Origin of the sequence: Deinococcus seoulensis (assembly GCF_014648115.1) — a bacterium.
GTDB classification, from domain to species: Bacteria; Deinococcota; Deinococci; order Deinococcales; family Deinococcaceae; genus Deinococcus; species Deinococcus seoulensis.
Window position 1 is genome coordinate 16,008 of record NZ_BMQM01000011.1, and the last position, 21,601, is coordinate 37,608.

At 67.2% G+C, this 21,601-nt stretch carries 17 protein-coding genes; 10 read left to right on the top strand and 7 right to left on the bottom strand.

Translation table 11 applies throughout. The features are described 5' to 3' along the window. The first annotated feature begins 60 nt into the window (after positions 1–60). A complete protein-coding gene (locus IEY70_RS09590) occupies positions 61–435 on the top strand; it encodes a PAS domain S-box protein (protein WP_189064788.1) in 375 nt (124 codons plus the stop codon). Positions 436–521: 86 nt separating this feature from the next. Here IEY70_RS09590 and IEY70_RS09595 read toward each other — a convergent pair whose 3' ends face one another. The 3 genes from IEY70_RS09595 to nirB all read right to left on the bottom strand — a co-directional run bounded on the left by IEY70_RS09595 (position 522) and on the right by nirB (position 4,370). Continuing rightward, on the bottom strand, positions 522–1,355 hold the full coding sequence (locus tag IEY70_RS09595) for a uroporphyrinogen-III synthase (RefSeq protein WP_189064789.1): 834 nt from the start codon (positions 1,353–1,355) through the stop codon (positions 522–524). After that, positions 1,334–1,708, bottom strand: coding sequence for a nitrite reductase small subunit NirD (nirD, locus tag IEY70_RS09600; protein WP_189064790.1), 375 nt, complete (start codon positions 1,706–1,708; stop codon positions 1,334–1,336). The genes IEY70_RS09595 and nirD overlap by 22 nt, the downstream gene beginning before the upstream one ends. 100 nt (positions 1,709–1,808) lie before the next feature. Continuing rightward, positions 1,809–4,370: a nitrite reductase large subunit NirB gene (gene nirB / locus IEY70_RS09605; RefSeq protein WP_189064791.1), complete on the bottom strand. Its 2,562-nt coding sequence runs from the start codon at positions 4,368–4,370 to the stop codon at positions 1,809–1,811. A gap of 248 nt (positions 4,371–4,618) precedes the next feature. Here nirB and IEY70_RS09610 point away from each other — a divergent pair, with 248 nt between their 5' ends. Together IEY70_RS09610 and IEY70_RS09615 are read left to right on the top strand one after the other, a co-directional pair. Continuing rightward, a complete protein-coding gene (locus IEY70_RS09610) occupies positions 4,619–6,763 on the top strand; it encodes a molybdopterin oxidoreductase family protein (RefSeq protein ID WP_189064792.1) in 2,145 nt (714 codons plus the stop codon). Positions 6,764–6,927: 164 nt separating this feature from the next. Beyond that, the gene (locus IEY70_RS09615; protein WP_189064793.1) at positions 6,928–8,181 is read left to right on the top strand and encodes an MFS transporter; all 1,254 of its coding nucleotides are present in this window, start codon (positions 6,928–6,930) and stop codon (positions 8,179–8,181) included. A gap of 194 nt (positions 8,182–8,375) precedes the next feature. Here IEY70_RS09615 and IEY70_RS09620 read toward each other — a convergent pair whose 3' ends face one another. From IEY70_RS09620 to IEY70_RS09630, 3 genes are all read right to left on the bottom strand, one after another. Beyond that, positions 8,376–10,814 (bottom strand): putative bifunctional diguanylate cyclase/phosphodiesterase, encoded by a 2,439-nt coding sequence (locus IEY70_RS09620; RefSeq protein ID WP_189064794.1) that lies wholly within the window; start codon positions 10,812–10,814, stop codon positions 8,376–8,378. Positions 10,815–10,896: 82 nt separating this feature from the next. Further along, positions 10,897–12,117, bottom strand: a complete 1,221-nt coding sequence (locus IEY70_RS09625; protein ID WP_189064795.1) for a S8 family peptidase — start codon at positions 12,115–12,117, stop codon at positions 10,897–10,899. 493 nt (positions 12,118–12,610) lie between these two features. Continuing rightward, entirely contained in the window at positions 12,611–13,702 is a 1,092-nt protein-coding gene (locus IEY70_RS09630) for a diguanylate cyclase (RefSeq protein ID WP_189064796.1), read from the bottom strand. A 169-nt stretch (positions 13,703–13,871) separates the two neighbouring features. Here IEY70_RS09630 and IEY70_RS09635 point away from each other — a divergent pair, with 169 nt between their 5' ends. The 6 genes from IEY70_RS09635 (at position 13,872) to IEY70_RS09660 (ending at position 18,589) form a co-directional block, all read left to right on the top strand. After that, positions 13,872–14,246, top strand: coding sequence for a hypothetical protein (locus IEY70_RS09635; RefSeq protein WP_189064797.1), 375 nt, complete (start codon positions 13,872–13,874; stop codon positions 14,244–14,246). Between the two features lie 263 nt (positions 14,247–14,509). Continuing rightward, positions 14,510–15,025, top strand: coding sequence for a DUF1775 domain-containing protein (locus tag IEY70_RS09640; RefSeq protein WP_189064798.1), 516 nt, complete (start codon positions 14,510–14,512; stop codon positions 15,023–15,025). A gap of 87 nt (positions 15,026–15,112) precedes the next feature. Further along, positions 15,113–15,511: a copper resistance CopC family protein gene (locus IEY70_RS09645; RefSeq protein ID WP_189064799.1), complete on the top strand. Its 399-nt coding sequence runs from the start codon at positions 15,113–15,115 to the stop codon at positions 15,509–15,511. Then, positions 15,508–16,356, top strand: a complete 849-nt coding sequence (locus IEY70_RS09650; protein WP_189064800.1) for a CopD family protein — start codon at positions 15,508–15,510, stop codon at positions 16,354–16,356. Before IEY70_RS09645 ends, IEY70_RS09650 begins: the two co-directional genes overlap by 4 nt. Positions 16,357–16,787: 431 nt before the next feature. Next, positions 16,788–17,201: a fasciclin domain-containing protein gene (locus IEY70_RS09655; protein ID WP_189064801.1), complete on the top strand. Its 414-nt coding sequence runs from the start codon at positions 16,788–16,790 to the stop codon at positions 17,199–17,201. 125 nt (positions 17,202–17,326) lie between these two features. Beyond that, positions 17,327–18,589 (top strand): VanW family protein, encoded by a 1,263-nt coding sequence (locus IEY70_RS09660; protein WP_229777805.1) that lies wholly within the window; start codon positions 17,327–17,329, stop codon positions 18,587–18,589. Positions 18,590–18,741: 152 nt separating this feature from the next. Here the strand turns inward: IEY70_RS09660 and IEY70_RS09665 are convergent, their stop codons facing one another. Next, the gene (locus IEY70_RS09665) at positions 18,742–19,617 is read right to left on the bottom strand and encodes a site-specific integrase (RefSeq protein ID WP_189064802.1); all 876 of its coding nucleotides are present in this window, start codon (positions 19,615–19,617) and stop codon (positions 18,742–18,744) included. A gap of 494 nt (positions 19,618–20,111) precedes the next feature. On the opposite strand from IEY70_RS09665, the gene IEY70_RS09670 reads away from it, so the two are divergent. Continuing rightward, positions 20,112–21,548: a DEAD/DEAH box helicase gene (locus IEY70_RS09670; protein ID WP_229777806.1), complete on the top strand. Its 1,437-nt coding sequence runs from the start codon at positions 20,112–20,114 to the stop codon at positions 21,546–21,548. The last annotated feature ends 53 nt before the right edge of the window (positions 21,549–21,601 follow it).

Consider the following 21,601-nt stretch of genomic DNA (forward strand, 5'->3'; position numbering starts at 1 on the left):
GCCCACCGGGACGAGAAAGTTCCTACAATGAACGCATGTCATTCCGCCCGAGGTTCACGCATGCCCGACCGTGAAACGCAGCTGTTCGTCGCGATGTTCAAGAAGTCGCCCATCGGCATGGCGCTGGTCTCCCCGCTGGGCCGGTTCATGTCCGTGAACGACACCCTGTGCACCCTGCTGGGCTACCCGCGCGAGAAACTGCTGACCCTGACCTTCCAGGACATCACCCACCCGGACGACCTGGACGCCGACCTGGGCCTGCTGCGGCAACTGCTCGAAGGCGACATCCCGCAGTACGAGATGCGCAAACGCTACTTCCACGCGGACGGGCACGAGATCTGGGCGCAGCTGAACGTCTCCATGATCCTCTCCGACGACGGTTCGCCCTCGTTCTTCGTGTCGCAGATTCAGGCGCTGCCCACGGCGTCCGGCTGACCCGGCCCACCACGCCGCAAGGGAAGGGGGGGAGGGGGCCACGGCGGCCTTCCTCCCCCCCTTCCTCTGGCGGCTGCCTGCTGCGTTTACCCCGCGCGGCCCAGGCGGGCTGCCAGGATGGCGGGGCCGTGCTCGGCGGCCGTGCGGACCAGGATGCCCATCTTGTGCGGGTTGGCTTCCAGGTCGATGCGCAGGCCCAGGTCGGCGGCCGCCTCGCTGCACGCCGGGCCGATGGACACGACGACCATGCGGTTCAGTCCGGCGCGGGCCTCTTCCAGCAGGTTCAGTTTCTCGGCGTACTTCAGGAAGTGCAGGATCTGCGTGCCGCTCGACAGCAGCAGGATGTCCGGGCCGCCCAGGATCACGTCCCGCACGGCCCTCGCCAGCGGGGCGGTGTCCTGCGGGAACGCGCAGCGGTACACGGGCACGCTCGTCACGCGGATCCCGGCGTACCCCAGTTCGCGCAGCATGGCGGTCGGGACGGCCTCGCCGTACTCGAGGATCACGGCGTGCTGACCGCGTTCCAGCGTGGCGATCAGGTGTTCCTGCACCTCGTGCCAGGTGCTGGGCTTGGGCACGACGGTGCTGCTCAGGCCGAACGCCTTGAGGGCCTGGGCGGGTTTGCTGCCCCGCGACACGAACGGCACGCCGCGCAGCGTCTCGAGGTGCTGCGGGTCACGGGCGGCGAGTTCCTTCAGGAACATGCGGGTGCCCACGCCGGTCAGGCAGGCGACCGCGTCAATGTCCCCTGCGCTCAGGTCACGCTCGAACTGCGACAGCGGCGCGCTCAGGTCCAGTTTCATCTCGCGCATGCTGGGGGCGACCTGCGGCGCGCCACCATACTTGCGGATCAGGGTGTGCATCTCTTCACTGCGGCGGGATTCCAGACTCAGAACGTTCAGGCCAGCGAACCAGTCCATACGTCACCTCCTTCGGTGCGGGTGGCGTACACGGGAACGCGCACGCCGGGGGCTTCAAGGCTCTCGCCGGTTTCAAGGTCGAAGGTATGTTTCAGCAGCGGCGAGGCGACCTTCAGGCGGGTCTGACCGTCACGGGTGTAACTGCCGGTCAGGCCGCGCGACAGGACACCCACGCCGGTGAACGGGTCGAGGTTCCCCAGGGCGAACACGCGCCCCGCCACGCGGAACACCGCGACCTGTTGCCCGCCGATCAGGGCGCACACGCCGGTGCCGGGCAGAATGTCGCTGACCGCGCACACGCGCGTCCAGGGCAGGGTGGGGGAGACGGCAGGGAGGGTGGGGGTGAGGGTCATCGTCGCTCCTTGAGGGGCAGCAGGCTTCGCAGGCAGGGTGGGGGGTGAGGGTCAGCGGCAGGTCAGCGGCGGGTCAGGGTGGGTCGGCGGCATCCCCGGGTCAGTCGCCGCCCAGGGGCAGCGGGTACAGGTGCGGGTTGTCGGCCGGGCGGATCTGCCCGCGTTCATCCACCCACTGCACGCCGTCGTCGCGGGCGTCGCTGTTCACGAAGGTCCGGAAGCGGGCGCGCACAGCCGGGTCGGCCACGGCGGCCGCCCACTCGTCCTGGTACGTGCCGATGTGCCGCGCCATCCCGGCTTCCAGTTCCGCGCAGATGCCCAGGCGGTCCTCGACGATCACGCTCCGCAGGTACTCCAGGCCGCCGTCCAGGTTCTCCAGCCACGTGCTCGTGCGCTGGAGGCGGTCGGCGGTCCGCACGTAGAACATCAGGTAACGGTCGAGCAGCGTGATGACCTCGTCCTCGGTCAGGTCGCTGGCGAGCAGCAGGGCGTGCTTTGGCGTCACGCCGCCGTTCCCGCCGACGTACACGTTCCAGCCGCGCTCGGTGGCGATCACCCCGAAGTCCTTGCTGCGGGCCTCGGCGCACTCGCGGGTGCAGCCGGACACGCCGCTTTTCAGTTTGTGCGGGCTGCGCAGCCCCCGGTAACGCAGTTCCAGCCGCACGGCGAGACTGGTGGAGTCCTGCACGCCGTACCGGCACCACGTGGATCCGACGCAGCTCTTGACGGTGCGCAGGCTCTTGCCGTACGCGTGCCCGCTCTCGAACCCGGCGGCGATCAGGTCCTCCCAGATCGCCGGGAGGTCGTCCCGGTGCGCGCCGAGCAGGTCGATGCGCTGCCCGCCCGTGATCTTGCAGTACAGCCCGAAGCGTTTGGCGACCGCGCCGATGGCGATCAGGCCGTCGGCGGTCACCTCGCCGCCGGGAATGCGCGGCACGACCGAGTACGTGCCGTTCTTCTGAATGTTCGCCAGGAACGCGTCGTTTGTGTCCTGCATGGGCGCGTGGCGCGGCGCGACGACCAGTTCATTGTGCAGGCTGGCCAGGATGCTGCCCACGGCGGGCTTGCAGATCTCGCACCCCAGGCCCGTGCCGTGCGCGGCGAGCACCTCGTCCCAGGTGACGTGCCCCCGGACGCGGATCAGGTCGAACAGTTCCTGCCGTGAGTGCGGGTAGTGCTCGCACAGGTGGTTGGTCACGGCCTCGCCCAGGCGGCGCAGTTCGGTCTGCAGCAGCCCGTGCAGGCTGGGCACGCACCCGCCGCAGCCGGTGCCCGCCCCGGTGCATTTCTTCAGGCTGGCCACGTCGCGCGCGCCGTCACCTATCGCGGCGCAGACGGCACTCTCGCGGATGTTCTCGCAGGAGCACAGCAGCGCGTCGGCGGACGTCATCACCGCGCCGCCGGGCAGGGGCGGCACGATCAGCGTCTCGGGCGGGACGGTCAGCGGCGCGGCGGACAGCGTCAGGTCCAGTAGCTCCGCGTAGCGGGCCGTGTCGCCCACCAGCAGCCCGCCCAGCACGGTCGTCCCGTCGGCACTGACGACCAGCTTGCTGTACGTGCCGCGCACGTTGTCGCTCAGGGACACGCTGCGCGCGCCGGGCGTGACACCCTTCGCGTCTCCGAACGAGCCGACCTCCACGCCCAGCAGTTTCAGTTTGGTGCTCAGGTCCGCGCCCCGGAAGTGAAGCGCTTCACCGGACAGCACGCCGAGGTCCCGCAGGATGCTGGCGGCCGCCACCTTCGCCATCTGGTAGCCGGGCGCGACCAGACCGTAGATGCGCCCGTCGTGCAGGGCGCACTCGCCGACCGCGTACACCTGCGGGTCGCTGGTGCGGCACGCGTCGTCGATCAGGATGCCGCCGCGCTCGCCGACGCCCAGGCCGCAGGTGCGGGCCAGATCGTCGCGCGGGCGGATACCGGCGCTGAACACCACGAGGTCCGTGTCCAGGCGGGTGCCGTCCGTGAAGTCCAGGCCGGTCACCTGACCCTGTGCGCCGCTGGTGATCGCTGCCGTGGATTTCCCGGTGTGCACGCCGATGCCCATGCCCTCGATGGTGCGGCGCAGCGTGGCGCCGCCCTCGGCGTCCAGCTGGGCAGGCATCAGGTGCGGCGCGAACTCCACGACGTGTGTCTCCAGGCCCAGTTTGCGCAGCGCGCCCGCCGCTTCCAGGCCCAGCAGGCCGCCGCCCACGACCACGCCGGTCCGGGCGCTGCGGGCGGCCCCGCGGATGGCGTCCAGGTCGTCCAGCGTGCGGTACACGAAGCACCCGCCGGCATCCCGGCCCGGCACCGGCGGCACGAACGGCACCGAGCCGGTCGCGAACACCAGCGCGTCGTAGCTCAGGGTGCGGCTCAGGGTGCGCCCGGCGACCGTCACCTCGCGCGTGTGCAGGTTCACGTCCGTGGCGCGGCCGTACACGACGTTCACGCCCTGAGCGGCGTAGCTGGCGTCGGTGGCCAGGGACAGGTCGGGCTGCGGATCGTCGAGGTGGCTGCTGAGGTGCACGCGGTCGTACGCGAGGCGGCCCTCCTCGCTGATGACCGTGACGGTCAGGGTCTGCGGGGCGGCCTGGGCGCGCAGCCGCTCGACCAGCCGGTGACCGACCATGCCGCTGCCGATGATCACGACGTGCGGGGTGCTGGGAGCCTGGGTTGGGGTCATGGGGTCCTCCGGGCGGGTCGCGGCTGCGCGGCCCTGTGGGTCCAGTGGCCCTGTGGCGCAGCGGTGGCGATCGCTGCCGCACATTGAGCCGGATTCTGAGCGTCTTGTCAAGTTTTTCTGACAAAACACCCAATTAAGTCGGTGCCCACCCGGTCATCTGTCTAGAAATTTGCAGATTGAGCAGATTTTTTTTGACGATCCGCAAAATTGGCCTTGACTTTTCTCACGCTGACCCTCAGGCTCGCCCCATGAACGCGGCCCCCTCCCGCACCGTCCGCACCACCTGCCCCTACTGCGCCGTGCAGTGCAACTTCGACCTGCACATTGAACAGGGACTGGTCACGCGCGCTGCACCCACACGGGACTGCCCGGTCGCGCGCGGCACCGTCTGCAAGAAAGGCCTCGCCGCGCCGGCCGACCTGCGCCACCCCGACCGCTTGACCACGCCCCTGCTGCGCCGCGACGGCCAGCTGGTACCCGTCAGCTGGCCCGAAGCGATGGCCCACGTCCGCGAGGCCCTGACCCCCCTGGTGCAGCGCGCCCCGCAACGCATCGGCGTGTTCGGCAGCGGCAGCCTCACCAACGAGAAGACGTACCTGCTGGGCAAATTCGCCCGCGTGGCCCTCCAGACACCCAACATCGACTACAACGGCCGCTACTGCATGGCCAGCGCCAGCACGGCCCTGAACCGCACCTTCGGCCTGGACCGGGGCCTGGGCTTCCCGCTGTCCGACCTGCCCCGCAGCGACCTGATCCTGCTGGTCGGCGCGAACATCGCCGAGACCCTCCCGCCCATCACGCAGTACCTGCGCGGCACCCGCGAACGCGGCGGCGCCATCTACGCCATCGACCCGCGCGCCACGCCCACCGCGAAAGTCGCCGGACGGCACCTCGCGCCCCGCCCCGGCACGGACGGCCTCCTGGCCCTGGGCCTGCTGCACCTCATGAAACAGTGGGGCAGGATCCGCCCCACCGCGCCCGCCCACGGCCTCAGCGACGTCCTGTGGCACGCCGACGACTACCCACCGGCCCGCGTGGCCCACGAGTGCGGCATTCCCGAAACGGACCTGATGACCCTCGCCCGCGCCTACGCCGACGCCCGCACACCCCTGATCCTCACCGGACGCGGCCCCGAACAGCACACCCACGGCACCGACACCGTGCAGGCCTGGCTGAACCTCGCCTTCCTGACCGGGCACGTCGGCAAGCAGGGCGGCGGCTTCGGCACCCTGACCGGCCAGGGCAACGGCCAGGGCGGGCGCGAACACGGCCAGAAGAACGACCAGCTGCCCGGCGCCCGCAGCCTGCGCGACCCCCGCCACCGCGCGCAGATGGCCGCCCACTGGAACGTCCCGGAATCCCACCTGCCCTCACCCGGCCACAGCGCCCAGGAACTCCTGAACGCCTGCGGCGACAGCGGCGAGGACGGCATCGACGCACTGATCGTACTGGGCAGCAACCCGGTCGTCAGCGCCGCCGGAGCCGGACAGATCACCGAGAAACTGCGCGCCCTCAAGCACCTGATCGTCATCGACTTCCTGCCCAGCGAGACCGCGCAGCTCGCCACGCTGGTCCTGCCCGGCAGCATGTGGTGCGAGGAGGAAGGCACCACCACCAACCTCGAAGGCCGCGTGCAGCGCCGCCGCCGCGCCATGACCGCCCCCGGCGCCGCCCGCGAGGACTGGCGGATCCTGTGCGACCTCGCGCACGCCATCGGCCGGCCCCACGGCTTCACGTACCCCACCTTCCGCGACCTGCAGGACGACTTCTTCCTCGCCACGCGCGGCGGCAAGGCCGACTACAGCGGCCTGAGCGCCGAACGCCTCGACCGCGCCAGCGCCCAGTGGCCCGTCCCGCGCGCCGACGGCCCCGACACGCCCCTGGCCTACGCGCCCACCTACCCCACCCCCGACGGATTGGCCACCCTGCACGTGCCGCGCCTGCCCACCCCGGACCTCGCGCCGCGCACCCTGCACCTGACCACCGGCCGCCTGAGCGGGCAGTACCAGAGCGGCACTCAGACCCGCCGCAACCCCGCCCTGAAAGCCGAGAACACCGTGCAGATCCACCCTGACACCGCCCTGGCGTACGGCCTGCGCGCCGGGCAGCCCGTCACGCTGCGCACCGCGCACGGACAGGCCACGCTGCCCGTCACCCTGACCCCCGGCATCCGCCCCGACACGCTGTTCATTCCGTTCCACTGGCCGGGCGCAGCCAACCTGCTGACCGACCCCGACGCCCTGGACCCCCACTCGCGCATGCCGGGTTTCAAGATCACGCCCGTCACACTGCTGCCCGCCCCCGTTCACGCTCCCGATGCCACGCCTGATACCAGCCTCACGACTGACCCCGGCCCCCTGCCGCGCCCCCTGAGGCCCACCCCCACCCACTGACCGCCGCCCACACCCGTTCCGACACCTGCTCAGGGTGCCGGACAGGTCACTGCACCCCGCTCAGCCCCACCCCGCTTAATCCAACCCCGGTCCCATCCGGTGACACCCTCACCGGCGTACAGAGCCCCCCACACCCGCCCCCCCACACCCGCAGGAGGAACCCCATGACGCACGCCCCCAGCGCCCCCACCCCCGCCCCGGACCTCACCGGGAACGCCCCCCTGACGCCCGACGCCCGCCGCGTCGTGACGCTCGCCACCCTGGGCTTCACGCTGATGTTCGCCGTGTGGCTGATGTTCGGCATCGTCGGCCTGCCCATCCGCAAGGAACTCGGCCTGACCGACGCGCAGTTCACGCTGCTGACCGCCATACCCGTCCTGACCGGCTCGCTGCTGCGCCTCCCGGCAGGCATCTGGGCCGACCGCTACGGCGGCAAGACCGTGTTCCTGATCACCACCCTCCTGACCGCCGCGTTCGCGCTGGCCCTCTCCTACGCCAGCAGCTACACCCTGCTGCTGACCCTTGCGCTCGGCGTCGGCCTCGCCGGGGTCAGCTTCGCCGTCGGAAACGCCTGGATCGCCCAGTGGGTCCCCACCGCACGCCAGGGCCTCGCGCTCGGCACGTTCGGCGCCGGGAACGCCGGAGCCAGCCTCACCAAACTCCTCGCGCCCCTGATAATCACCCTGGTGCCCGCCGGACTGCTGATCCCCGGCGGATGGCACTTCGTGCCGTTCGTGTTCACGCTGCTGCTCCTGGTGTGCGCCGCCATCACGTACCGCCTCGCGCCCGCCGACCACGCCCAGCCCAGCGGCCGCACCCTGAGCGACTGGCTGCGCCCCCTGGCCAGGGCGCAGGTGTGGCGATTCGGGCTGTACTACGTGGTGTTCTTCGGCGCGTACGTCGCGTACTCCCTCTTCCTGCCCAAGTACTACGTCGACCACTACGGCATTCCCCTGGCGCAGGCGGGCCTGCTGACCGCGCTGTTCATCTTCCCCGCCAGCCTGCTGCGCCCCGTCGGCGGCTACCTGAGCGACCGTTTCGGGCCGCGCGCCGTGACCGTCGCCTCGTTCGCCGTGATGCTGCTCGGCCTGACCCCCCTGACCCGCGACCTGCCCCTCACGCCCTTCCTGCTGCTGACCACCGTCGTCGGCCTCGGCATGGGCGTCGGCAAGGCCAGCACCTACACCCTGGTCGCCCAGTGGTACCCCGGCCAGATGGGCACCGTCGGCGGTCTCGTCGGCCTGCTCGGCGGCCTGGGTGGCTTCATCCTGCCCCTCATGTTCACCGCCCTGAAAACCAGCCTCGGCCCGCAGGCCGCGTTCATCATCCTGCTGACCCTGACGGCCGCCAGTACCGCCATCTTCGTGGGCAGCATGCTCCGCCTGAAAGCCGCCGGACAGCAGCCCACCTTCGCCTGAACACCCAACAGACCTGAACCACACAGCACCTGAACCACACAGCACCTAAAGCACACAGCGGGGCCGCGCCGGACACACCGATCCGCGCGGCCCCGCATTCACCCACCCTGCCAAGCAGCCGTCACCCGCCGCCCTGCCCAGCGTCACACACCGCCCAGGACCCCCCACCCTCAGGCAGCGGCAGGCCACCCCAATCAGCGCGCGCCCACCACGTTCAACGGACGCCACAACGCCGACGGCCGCGCGAAGTAATACCCCTGCAGAATCCGCACGCCCAGACCCTCCAGCAACTCCACCTGCCCCAGCGACTCCACACCCTCCGCCACCAACTCCAACCCCAGATCCCCGCTCAGGCCCACCACCGCCCGCACGATCGCCGCGTCCGGACCCTCCGGATGCTCCTGCAAGGCCGACACGAAACTCCGGTCCAGTTTCAGACCACTCAACGGAAACCGCGCCAGGTACCCCAGACTGCTGTACCCCGTCCCGAAATCATCCAGCACCACCCGCACCCCATCCGCCCGGAACGCCGCCAGGAGCCGCGCCGCCCGCTCCGGCGACTGCATCATCAACGTCTCCGTGATCTCCAGTTCCAGGCACTCCGGCGGCAACCCACTGTCCCGCAAGGCACCCAGCACCACGCTCCGCAACTCCCGACTGGCAAACTGACGCGCCGACAGGTTCACCGCCACCCGCACGCCCCCCCACCCCGCCGCGACCCGGCACGCCTCCCGCAGCGCCCACGCACCCACCTCCACGATCGCGTCACTGCGCTCCAGGATCGGCATGAACATCCCAGGCATCTGCACCCCATGCTCCGGACTGTTCCAGCGCAACAGCGCCTCCGCGCACACCACCCGCCGACCCTTCACGTCCACCAGCGGCTGAAAATGCAACTCGAACTCACCCCGCTCCAGCGCCCGCGACAACGGCCCCTCCAGCCCCGCATGCAGATGCAGGGCCGCATCGAAGAACACCACCGGCTCCCCCTGCGTCTTCGCGTCACTGAGCGCCAGCTCCGACGCCTGCCGCAACGATTCCGCATCCCGCCCGTCACCCGGCCAGTACGCCGCGCCCGCACTCCACGACACCCGCACCCGCTCATCCCCCAGCACCACCGGCTCCGACACGGCCGCCAGCACCGCCGCCAACCGCTCCGGCAACCCCCCACCCAGCAGAATCAACGCGAACTCATCACCACCCACCCGCGCCACCATCTCACCCGGACCGACCAGCCCCGCCGCCCGCAGGGCCACCACCCGCAACAACTCATCCGCCGCGTCATGACCGTACGTGTCATTCACCAGCTGAAAGCGGTTCAGGTCCAACGACACCAGCAGAAACTCGGCGCCCGGCCGCCCCGCCACCTGCGCCAGGTGCGCATGCAGCATCACCCGGTTCGGCAGGCCCGTCAGGTGATCGTACAGACGCCCCCGCTCCAGCTCCTGCAACTGATGCTGAATCGTCTCCTCCGCCTGCACCCGCAACGCCTGCTCGTACTCCACCCGCCGCCGCGCACTCTCCAACTCCGCCTGCGCCGTCAACTCCTGCAACTGCCGGTCACGCGCCGCCTCATGCAACTCCGCCTGCACCGCCATCAACCGCCGCAGATACCCCACCGCCGCCACCGGATCAGACCCCTCCGACGCATCCGCCAACAACTGAAGCGCCTCCACCTGAACCTGCTTCCGGTTATCCGACTCAGCCAGAGCGAGAGCCTGCAAAGCGTAGGATTCCGATTCTGTATGCATTCCGGATTTTGCGTAGCCACTAGAAAGAACAATTGTCGCAGATAAAAGATTTGCCAAGTCTTTATTTGTGGAAAAGTATTCGAAAGCCTTCGTTGCCCATTTTATAGATATTTTGCTCTCGTTAATATAAAGGTAATACTTGGAAAGAATTAAATACCCTAAAGAAAGAAATTCTGGCAATTTATTAATGTTTGGCTCTGACAATATTTCATCTATGCCTTGGATTGCTGTTTCCCACTCTCCTTTCTGGGCAAGTAATTCAAGGTAATTTATAGTGAAGGTAAGCCTATATTCTTCATTGTTGACATACTTTGATAAATCTATCCCTCTTTTCATTTCGAAAAGGGCTTCTTCGTACCTCCCTAAATTATTCAAAGTCAAGCTCGTTAAATTAATTAGTGCTAAGCTTAGGCGATCAACTCTGTCTCCCTTGGGTGCGTTTTTGAGAGTTTCTTTTGATAGATTAATAAACTTTAAAGTTTGTAAGTGAAGTGCGTTAGACTGGCTAACGATGGCCATATTCATATATGCGCCGGCGCTTCCTACATCGTCGCCAATTTTTCTTCTAATTTCTGCGGCCGAGCCTAATAGACTTAGTGCGCTTTGGCTATCGAGCCTAGCATGATCGACCTGAGCCAATTGAATTATGCAGTCGGCAACACCAGAAGAGTCTTTGTCTAGTACCGCTTCTTCGTGGGCTTTCAGAAAATAATCTTTGGCCTCCGTGAGATTCATTTGATTCTTTGAATTCACGCCTTTAAGGTAAAAAATCTGATAATTGCTGAAGCTATGATTTTCTTTATCAGCTAGTAATTCATGAAGCGCGCATCCGCTCCTCAGAGCTGATAGCGCGCTATCAAAATTTTTATCTGGCTTGGCCATACCAAGGCATTATAGACCCTTTTTGTGACGTATATGTCACAACCTCCGGTCCGGAGTCAGTACTCTGTGGCGGGGCGACGAGTCAGTAGGATAAGTATTCCGCTAGGTTTAATTTGCCTGACCCAAGCATACCTTCATAGCCGTGATTTTGACCTTCGGAAAAAACATCGCCAGCGGTAGATTTGATCTTTTGGACTGCTTCTTCAGGCGAAAGACCCATAGAAAGACCAATTGCTACAGATGCGCTGACAACGGGTGTGCTCATGGAAGTTCCTGAAAATATTGCGGCCCTCCCATTCGAGTAAGCTGAATAAATATTTTCCCCAGGAGCCATTAGTGAAATAGATGGACCAAACGAAGAAAATGTGCTTTTATTACCGCTTTTATCTATACTTCCCACTGACAAATTTAATTTATCCTTATTAAATTGTGCTGCTGGATAATCAGGAGTGGACTGATTTGAATTTCCTGCGGCCGCGACTATGATTATACCCTTCTCGTTGGCATATTTTATTGCCGCGTCTAGTGCCTCGAATCCTTGTGCTGCTCCGAGACTTAAGTTGATAATATCAGCGCCGTTGTTCGCCGCCCAAACTATCGCTTTGCTTAAGTTAAGTAGGTCGCCACGACCTGTTTCGTCCAAGACTCGAATGGGCAGATACCTTGACTTTGGTGCAATTTGCAAAGATATACCTAGAACGCCTGTGCCGTGACCTGATCCATCTGTGCCGTTTGCGCCTTTGTCTTCAGGGTTATTATCTCCATCAATGAAATCTTTAAATTTTGATCCGTCCACAAAAACCCCTGAAAACATAGGGTGGGTGAGATCAAATCCCGAATCTATGATGGCTATAGTCTTATTTTTACCCACATCGGTGTTATTGCGTGCATAATCCAGTCCAATGCTCTGCCAAGCCTCAGTATTTTCTGGCATATTTCTATAATCGTGGCTATCCCAGATATATTCTGCGTCTGCCCAAATGTATCGGAAGTTATTCCATGTCGTATTGTTGGAACTGGATAATGGCGAGATGCTTACTGCGTCTTTGTTCTTCTCGGCCTTGTGTTGTTTGCCGCCTTGTGCGGTGAGGGGTTGGCGGGTGGGGTTGGCGATGATGGCGAAGGTGTCGGTGCGTAGGGCGATGGTGCCGCCGTATTGCTGTTCGAGGGTGGTGTTGGTGGTGGCGGTGGTGGTGGGGATGGTGATGATGGTGTCGGGGCGGGTTGTCTGGGGGGTGTGGGGGGTGGTGGCGCAGGCGGCGAGGAGGAGGGTGGTGAGTGCGGTCATGAGGGGTTTGTGCATGGGCGTCTCCGGGTGGTCGGGTGTGGTGGGCACGGGTGGGGCGGTTGGGCTGTGGCTGTGGGTAGAGTGTAGCGGGTCATTTGATTTTCATTTTCTGTTCATGGGCGTGTGTTCTGACAGTTTTCTTTTTTAAGGGCTGTATTACGTAACTCCTTGAGTGACACTCAGGGGAAAACGAGAATTTTCTAACATTTTTTCCGACTGGTCACGCGTGATTTCGACTGGGAACATCAGGGGTATGTGACCTGATGGTGTCGGGGCAGACCATTGGGGGGCCAGATGGCACGGGCGGCACCTGCCTCATCCCGATTGCCTCTGCGGGGGTCATACGGACTCCGATTGACTGGTGGGCAAAGCCGCCGGGTCCGAGCGGATGCGAGTGGGAGAGAAGCGCCCCTCCGGACGTGAAGTTGGCAGGGACGGTCAGGGTTCCGGAGTGTCAGCGAAACAGATGTCCGTATCGGGTGGTGTTGCCGGTCACGGGGCAGGTGGGTCAGGCGGTGCTGTGCAGGCCAGCGGTGTGGCCGGATTCCTGGGTGTGGGGGGCGTTTCTGGCGCAGGTGTGCGTGAATTCGATGCGGTTCTTTCCGGCGGCCTTGGCGCGGTACAACGCCAGGTCGGCTTCCTGCAGGGCGTCCTGCCAGGGCTGGCCGGGTTCCACCCAGGTGGCGCCCATGCTGAGCGTGATGGGGCGGGGCAGCAGACCGCTGACACGCTGGTGGGTGTGGTGCGTCAGGTCCTTCAGTTCTGCGCTGGCCTGCGGGCAGGGGAGGGTCAGGATGATCAGGAATTCCTCGCCGCCCCAGCGGGCCGTGAAGTCCGCGCGGCGCAGACCGTCGGCGAGGGCGCACAGGACCCGGTCGCCTTCGGGATGCCCGAACTGGTCGTTCAGGGCCTTGAAGTCGTCCACGTCGGCGAGGGCCAGCAGGTACCCGTCGTTGCCGGTGCTCAGTGAGTTCAGGGTGCGTTCGCCGCCCCGGCGGTTCAGCAGGCCGGTCAGGGCGTCCGTGAGGGCCAGGGACTGCAGGGTGTCGCGGTCGCTGCTGGCCTGCGCGTACCCGATCCTGAAGCGGAACAGGGAGGCCAGCAGCAGCAGCAGGGTGCCCAGGGCCAGCTGGGTGGCGAGGGTGTTCAGCCAGGGGCCGTCGTTCGCGAGGTCGTTCAGGAGCATCAGCGCGGTGTAGGTCAGGTACAGGGTGGCGACGAAGCCGGTGGCGGCGCGGCTGCCGAGCGTCAGGAATCCCATGACGGCGCACATCACCAGCCCGATCAGCAGTTGCCCGTCGGCGCCTGCCGGGACGTGCCCCAGGTACAGCAGGTCGAACGGGAGGCGGCTCATGGCGCTGAGCGTGACGATCACCAGCGCCGCGCGTTCCAGTCCCATGACGGTGCGCCGCCGGATGTACACGATGCCTGCGGCCGCCACGCAGAACAGCGCGATCAGGGGTTGCGTGACCAGAAAGTACAGGCGTTCCGGGGAGTTCCCCATCAGGGACTGCGCGGTCAGCAGGGCGGTCGTGAGCAGTCCGAACGTGCACGCCCATAGGTAGTAGGTGCGGCGCGTGCGCTCGGTGGTGCTCTCCATGCCTGTCAGGGTACGGGGGCCGGTTGCACAGAACTCTCACGGCCGGGCCGGGTGAAGTGGGGGCGTGGCGGCCATGCGCCTCATCCCGGCAGGACAATCCGCCCGGACTGCACAGTATGCTGCCGGGATGAGGCGGTGCGTCGGCAGGGCACATCTCCGGCGGTTGCTGTTGGCGGTGTTGACGCTGTGCGCGTCCCTGCTGTACCTGACGCGCGTGGACGCGCCGGGCGGACTGCGGGCGCCGCCCGTGATCGAAGGGCACGTGCACCCGGCCGGGCATGGCGTGACGCACCGTGCACCGGCCCGGCCCGGCGCGTCTGGGCAGCCCGAGTCCCCGCACGGGTGGAACGGTCACTCGGCGCACTGCCCGCTGTGCTTCACGGGCGCGTTCGCTCTCGAACCGGGTCCGGCTGTGAATATCCGTGGTGCGGTGGGGGCGGCCCTGACCGTGCCCGTCCGGTTCTGTTCGCCGCGCCTGTCGGCCGTGCGTCACGCGGATCCGCGTGCGCCCCCGCAGTCTGCCGTCTGCCTGATGCGTGCCTGATACGGACTCCGGTTGAAAGGCCTGCAACATCTTTCAATCTGGTGTCCTGCCGGGGTGCGCCCGCAACAGGTGGTCGCCCGTGCCCGCCCTGGTGTTCCCTGACGCCTGTTGCTTGAGGCTGTTCACTTGTCTGTGACCTCACTTCTGGCCCCGTCACTTCTGTGCCCGTCACTTCTGATTCCCTGACCCTGTCACTTCTCTGCCGTGCCCGGCCCCTTGTGGACATCCGTCCTGCCGGGGCTGCGGGCAGATCCGGAGTTCCCATGAACATTCCAGCATTCAACCCAGCCTTCAAGTCTGCATTCAACCCTGCACGAACCCCTGCCAGAAGCATCCTGAACGCCGCCCTGACCCTGACCGCCGCCGTCCTGATCTCCGTGGCGGGTGCGCACGCGACTGTGCGGACCGAGGCGGGCCTCACGGAATCCGCCGCCAGCAAGAGCGAGACGTACCGCCTGAACGTCCCGACCGAGAAGGAGATCAGCACCACGCAGATCCGCCTCGTCGTGCCGGCCGGCGTGGCGATCAGCCGTTTCCAGGTCACGCCCGGCTTCACCCGGACCGTCACGCGGAACGCGGACGGACTGGTGACCGAGGTGGTCTGGAAGGGCCGCGTGGCGCCCATGGAGTACGCCCGCTTCTTCTTCCAGGCGAAGAACCCGGCCACGGCCGGTGAACTGGTCTGGAAGATCTACCAGACGTACAGCGACGGCAGCGTCGTCGCGTGGGACGACGCGGACCCCGCCAGGGGACCGGCCAGCAAGACCACCGTCAAGTAATCCCCCGTCCAGCCATCCCCCGTCCAGCCATCACCCGTCAAGTCAACATCCAGGGGCCGGGGGTGACTCCCTGGCCCGGAGGTTCCCGTGAATAAACTTCTGATTCTTCTGACCACCCTGACCCTCTCCACGGCGTTTGCCCATACGGAGGTCACGTCGGTGACGCCGCCGGACCGGTCGGTGGTGGCCGCGCCGAAGGTCGTGACCCTGAAATTCAGCGAGCCCATCGAACTGCGTTTCAGTACGTTCCGCGTGATGGCCGTCCCGGCCGGGAAGACCGCGTCGGTCGCGGCGGCCCTGGCCCTGGCAGAGAAGGCCGATTCGGGCAAGCTGGCCAGCCTGCCCCTGAAGGGCGTGACGCTGGCGTCGCAGGTCACGGTGCCGTTGAAACCCCGCCTGAAGGCCGGGGCGTACGTGATCGCCTGGAAGATCCTCTCGGAGGACGGCCACCCGGTCACCGCCTTCAGCACCTTCCGCCTGAAATGACCGCCCTGGCCGCCGCCCTGACGTACCTGGGCCTGACGTTGCTGCTGGGCGGCGCACTGACCCGGCACGTCCTGACGCCCGGCACGCCCCGCCTGCGCGTCCTGGCGACCGGGTTCGGGTTGATGCTGCTCGGGTGGGCCGCGCAGGTCGGCCTGACCCTCGCGGCGCTGGGCGTGGGCACGCCCGACGATGTCCTGGCGTTCATGACCGGTACCGGCACCGGGCGGGCCATGCTGCTCGGCGCGGTGGGCGGCGCACTCGTTCTGGCGACGGAGCTGTCGGCCGCCGACCTGCGGCGCGCGCGCGGCCCGGCCCGGCTGCTGGCCCGGCCGCTCCTGCTGGCCGCCGCGCTGCTGACCCTGTGGGGCGTGGCGGGCGTCGGGCACGGCGCAGGGCACGGTCCGCTGATCCGCGCGCTGCACCTGCTGCACGGCGCGGCCATGCTGACCTGGGTGGGGGGCGTGCTGGCCCTGACGCTGGTGCGCCCACTGACCCCGGCACACGCCGCGCGGTTCACGCCGCTGGCCGCCGGCAGCGTGGGTGTGCTGGCCGTCACGGGCGTCCTGATGGCCTCGCAGCACCTCGCCACGCCGCAGCAGTGGTTCGGGAGTCCCTACGGGCAGATTCTGCTGCTCAAGCTGACGCTGGTGGCGTTGACGCTGGGCGCGGCAGGACTGGTACGCCGTGCGGTCGCGCGGCGCGGCGCGGTCCGGACCCTGCTGGCGCGTGAACTGCTGCTGCTGCTGGCCGTGCTGGGCGTGACCGGTGCGCTGACCAGTCAGAGCCCCCCGCACGACCACGCGCAGGCCGCCCGCGCCGCGCCCACACTGGCCTTCTGGAAGTGATACGGACTCCGGTTGAATGGGCGGCAAAGACCATTCAATCCGAGCGGACTCGTGGAGCTGCGCCGCGCGTCTGCCCGGTCGGCACGCCGTATGAGGAACGTTCTCATGCGGCGTGCTGCTGCATGAGCTTCCGGAAGCTGCCTTACATTAACTGCGGCTCATTGTGCCGGTGCGTACCTATCAGGAATAGATTCTGATCTTAAGCTGACTGCGTTGCGGAACAAACCGATTGCCGCACGTCGATGATCCCGGCACAACTCTCTATGGAGTGCGCCCCGCCATCCACGTTCTACGCCCATGCACGGGGCGTGACTCCCTCTGTTCTACTCTTTTCGGGACAGTTGAAGATTTCCCTGGAGGTCTGTCATGAAAAAACTTTTCTTGCTTCGGTTCTGGCCCTGAGCGGTTCCGCCTTCGCGGGTGGCGGCAGCATGATGCCCGCCTCCAACACCATTGCGGGCATCGTCGCGAACGACCCGAACTTCAGCACGCTGCTGGCCGCCGTGCAGGCCGCGGGCCTGACCGACACCCTGAACGGCCCCGGTCCCTTCACGGTGTTCGCGCCCACCAACGCCGCCTTCGCCAAGATTCCCAAAGCCGACCTGGACGCCCTGCTGAACGACCCCGAGCAACTCAAGGCGGTGCTGTTGTACCACGTGGTGTCCGGCAAGGTCACGGCCGCGCAGGTCATGAACATGAGTAGCGCCACCACCGTCAACGGCGCGGACGTGAGCGTCTCGACCAGTGGCGGCAAGGTCATGATCGACGGCGCGACCGTCACCAAGGCGAACGTGATGGCCAGCAACGGCGTGATTCACGTGATCGACACCGTCCTGATGCCCTGATACGGACTGCCGGGCGACTGGTCGGGGCGCCGCCTGGAGTGACTCTCCGGGCGGCGCTGCTATTCACCCGCCCGCAGCTTTCCTCGACCGACGCCCGTCATTCACCCTGCCCCGGAGGTTTCCCCTTGCCGACCCTGCCCGTTCCTTCCTTCCGCCGTGCTGCCGGGTCTCTCGGGCGGTTGGCGGCGCTGCTGTGCCTGACCGGCGTGTCCGGCGCTGCGGCCCTGCCTCCGGGTGCTGCGTCGTCTGCGGGTGCTGCGCTGCCTGCGGGTTCCGGCGTGACGGTCCTGCTGCGCTGGAGTGTGCCCGAGCCGCGCCTGACCGGCACGCGGCTGGAACGCCCGGTGCTGCACATGTCGGACTCGCTGCCAGTCACGGCCGCCGCCCTGAACGCCGCCCGCAGCGGCTCACTGGACGCCCTGCGACCCCAGCTGGGCGCCCTGTACGCGCGGATCGAGGCCAGAACGCCGCGCGACGTGCGGTTCACGCAGGTGGGCGGGCAGTGGCGCGCGCAGGCCCGCACCGGCTGGCGCGTGGACCGCGAGGCCAGCGAGCGGGCACTCCTGAACGTCCTCGCGGGCGCTGGCAGCGCAGATTCCGCGCGGGTCACGGCGCCACTGACCGTGAAGTTACAGGCCCCGGCACGCAGTGTCGCCTGGGCGCAGCGGCAGGGGCTCACGTTCCTGGCGACCGGAACGTCGGGTTTCGCGGGCAGCCCGGACTTCCGGGTGCAGAACATCCGGGTGGGCGCCAGCCGCGTTCACGGGGTGTGGGTCGAGGCGGGCGCGGAACTGAACTTCAACGCGCTGGTCGGGCCGGTCACGGCCGCGCAGGGGTTCGCGCCGGGTTACGTCATCTCGGGCGGCACCCTGAGCGTCGAGGACGGCGGCGGGCTGTGTCAGGTGAGCACCACGGTGTTCCGCGCGGCGTTCCGGGCGGGACTGCCGGTCACGGAACGGCACGCGCACTCGTATCAGGTGGGGTACTACGGCGCGCCGGGCCTGGACGCCGCCGTGTACGCGCCGTCCAAGAACCTGCGCTGGCGGAACGACACGCGTGGGCCGCTGCTGGTGCAGGCGCAGTGGAACCTGAACGCCCGGACGCTCAGCGTGCACCTGTTCGGACGGGACGACGGCCGCCGGGTCAGTATCAGCGCCCCGGCGGTTCGGGACGCGCGGCCCGCGCCGGACCCGACGTTCCTGCCGGACGCCGCCCTGAAACCCGGTGAGGCGCGGCGCATCGACATGCCCTCGGCAGGCGCGCAGGTCCGCGTGACCCGGCAGGTGAAACTGCCGGGCGGGCAGGTGCGGCGCGACGAGGTGAACAGCCGTTACCGCGCCTGGGGCGGCGTGTTCGCCGTGCCGCCCGGTGACGAGCGTCTGAACTGAACGCTGGCGCCTGCGGTGCCTGCCGACTAAGTAGGTTGAAGCTACCATTGCGAGATTCCGGGAAAGCGCCGGAATCTCTCCATTCCCGCTTCAACCTACTTCTTCTGCTACGCGCTCCGCGCGGTTTATCTAAAAGATAAAACGCAGTGTACTTAGTCTGCCGGGAGGTTGCCTGCGGGGTCGTCCTGCACGCCCAGGGTGCGGGCGAGTTGCTGCGCGAGTTCGAAGGAGCGCGGGTCGGTGAATCCGGCCTCGGTCTGCGTGAGCGGAAAGTCCCGCAGGCTGGCGCGGCGGATCTGGGCAGGCCCGATGAACGGCAGGTTCGCGTGCTGGCACACCCGGAAGATGGCGAGGCGCAGGTCGTCCTGCGTGCGGTACGGGAACACGTGCGTGTCGTCCTGCACGTGCAGCGGGCCGCCCTGCGCGGCCAGGAGCGGTTCGAGGGCGCGGGTGCTGTGCTCGTCGAGGGTGCTGGCGGTGCGGCGGCGCAACAGGCGGGCGCGCGGGTGGTCGTACATGCCCCAGCGCAGCGACAGGATTTCCGTGACCTGCAGGGCGTGGCGGTACATCAGGGTCAGGGCGGCGTGCAGGTGCGGGTCGGTGGCGTTCAGCAGCAGGCGCGTCAGGGTGTCGCGGTGGGGGAGGGCGTCGCGGGCGTGTTCGGCGGGGGGTGTCTGGAAGTCGGTCAGGGGGTCTACGGTGATCAGGCCTGCGCGGCGCAGGGTGGTGTACAGGCCGCGCAGGGTGCTGGTGCGGGCGATGATGGTGTTGTTGCTGGCGACGCCGCCGCGTGCGTTGCTCAGCAGGGGCGTGCGCAGCCACGCGTGGTAGTCGGCGGGTGGGTGCAGCAGGTTGATGTGGTCGCGCGCGGCGTGTTCGAGGATGGGTTTGAGGTTCGCGCGGGTCTGCGGGACGGGCCGGGTGAGGTTCCCGCTGGCCTGGAGGGCGGCGACGATGCCGTCGAGGTCGTGGGCGGTGAGGGCGCGGGTGAGTTTGAGTGCGAGTTCGTCCGGGTGGGGGGTGGGCATGTGGACCTCCGGCGAGTGTCTGTGGGCAGGGGGATATTTACGTGTATATGATAACAGAAATCCTGGAGTGGACCCCAGAGTGGAACGCCGCACACCTCTGTTACCGGTGTCCCCTACTGCCTTCATGCCCCGCCTGCGCCCCTGCCCAGGCGCCGTGTTGTGTTCCTTCCGGGTTCCTTCCGGGCGGGTCGGTTGCGTGGGTGAACTGGACTGCGGTGGGGGAGACTGTGTTTTTGCGCGCGGATAGGGCATGATGGGGGGATGACTGGTCGCCGTGGGCGGCCGGGCTCCGAGTTGTTCTTCGCCGGGATGTCTGGTCTGTCCGCCTGGACGGACGTGTGACGGCGCCCCTTTAATTCAAGCTGCGTTTCGCGGCGCGCCCTGTGTGGGCGTCGACAGGATGTTTCATGACCCGAATTCAGGATAGGCCCCGGCGCACGCCGGTTGATTCTTCGTCTGCCAGCTCTGCTCACCCTTCTTCCGGCGCCGCTCCGGTGCGTGACTGGCGCGCCCTGCTGGGCGACCGCACGCCCACGCCCGTTCAGGCGGGCGCGATTCCGGCGCTGCTGTCGGGCCGTGACGTGATCACCACGGCCCGCACGGGCAGCGGCAAGACGCTGGCGTTCCTGATTCCGGCGGCGGCGCGGGGCGTCGGCATGAGCGCCGTGCGTGGCATGCGTCCCGAGGTGCTGGTCATCACGCCGACCCGCGAGCTGGCCGTGCAGATCCGTGACGTGGCGCGCGAACTGGGCATGACGGCCGGGCGTATCACGGGCGGCATCACGCCCGGTCAGACACGCAGCGAGGCGACCGGCAAGGGCCTGATCTCGGGCACGCCGGGCCGCCTGAAGGACCTGATCAACCGGAACGAACTCAGTCTCGCGGGCCTGCGTTACGTGGTGCTGGACGAGGCGGACGAATTGCTGTCCCTGGGCTTCCTGCGGGACGTGGGCGACATCCTGCGGGCCGCGCAGCAGCAGAGTTCCGCGCACGGGCACCTGCAGGTGGCGATGGCCTCGGCGACGTTCCCGGCCGAGATTCGCGCGGTCGCGGAGCGGTTCATGGTGAACCCGGAACGTATCGACATCGCCCCGGCCCGCTCGGACGACGCCGCCGCGAACGCTGCGGACGTGCTGGGCGGCGCGACCGGCGCGACCCACCTGCTCGTGAACACCACCCGCGATCAGGTGCTGGACGTGGCGGCCGCGCAGGCCCGCGAGGCGCTGCGTGAACCGGGCGGCTGCGTCGTGATCTTCAGCCGAACCAAGTCCCTGGTGAAACGCCGCGCCGAGAAACTGAACGAGATGCTGAGCGGCGAGATCGTCAGCCCGCTCGAAGGCAACATGGATCAGAAGAAACGCGAGCGGACCATGGCGAACCTGCGTGAAGGCAAGTCCCGCGTGCTGATCGCGACCGACATTGCCGGGCGCGGCATCGACCTGCCGGAGGTGCGGCTGGTGATTCACATGGATATCGCCTCGACCGCCGAGGATCACGTGCACCGTTCGGGCCGTACCGCGCGCGCCGGGCGTCCCGGCACGAACCTGGTGCTGCTGATTCCCGAGCAGCGCGGCCTGTGGCAGAACGTGCGCCGCAAACTGCCGGGCGCGCTGCACCCGCCGCTGACGCGCGAGGAAAGCCAGATCGACAAGGACATTCAGGAGAAACAGGGTCAGGGCCGTGGTCAGCAGGGACCCGGCGGTGGCCGTCAGGGTCAGCCGCACGGTCAGGCAGGACAGGGTCAGTCCCGTGCCGGCGCAGGCCAGAGCGGCAGCCACAGTGCTGGCAGCCACGGTGGCGGTCATGGCGGCGGGCGAGGCAGCCAGGGTGACCGTCCGCGCGGCGGGCAGGGACGGGGCGAGGGTACGGCCGGGACCGGCGCGGGCCGCGTGGGTCCCCAGCGTCCCCGTGGGCGCGGCGGCCGCCGCTGAAGCCGACCGAATGACGTGACCGGCAGGCCAGGGGTCGTTGGCCGGCCGGGTGG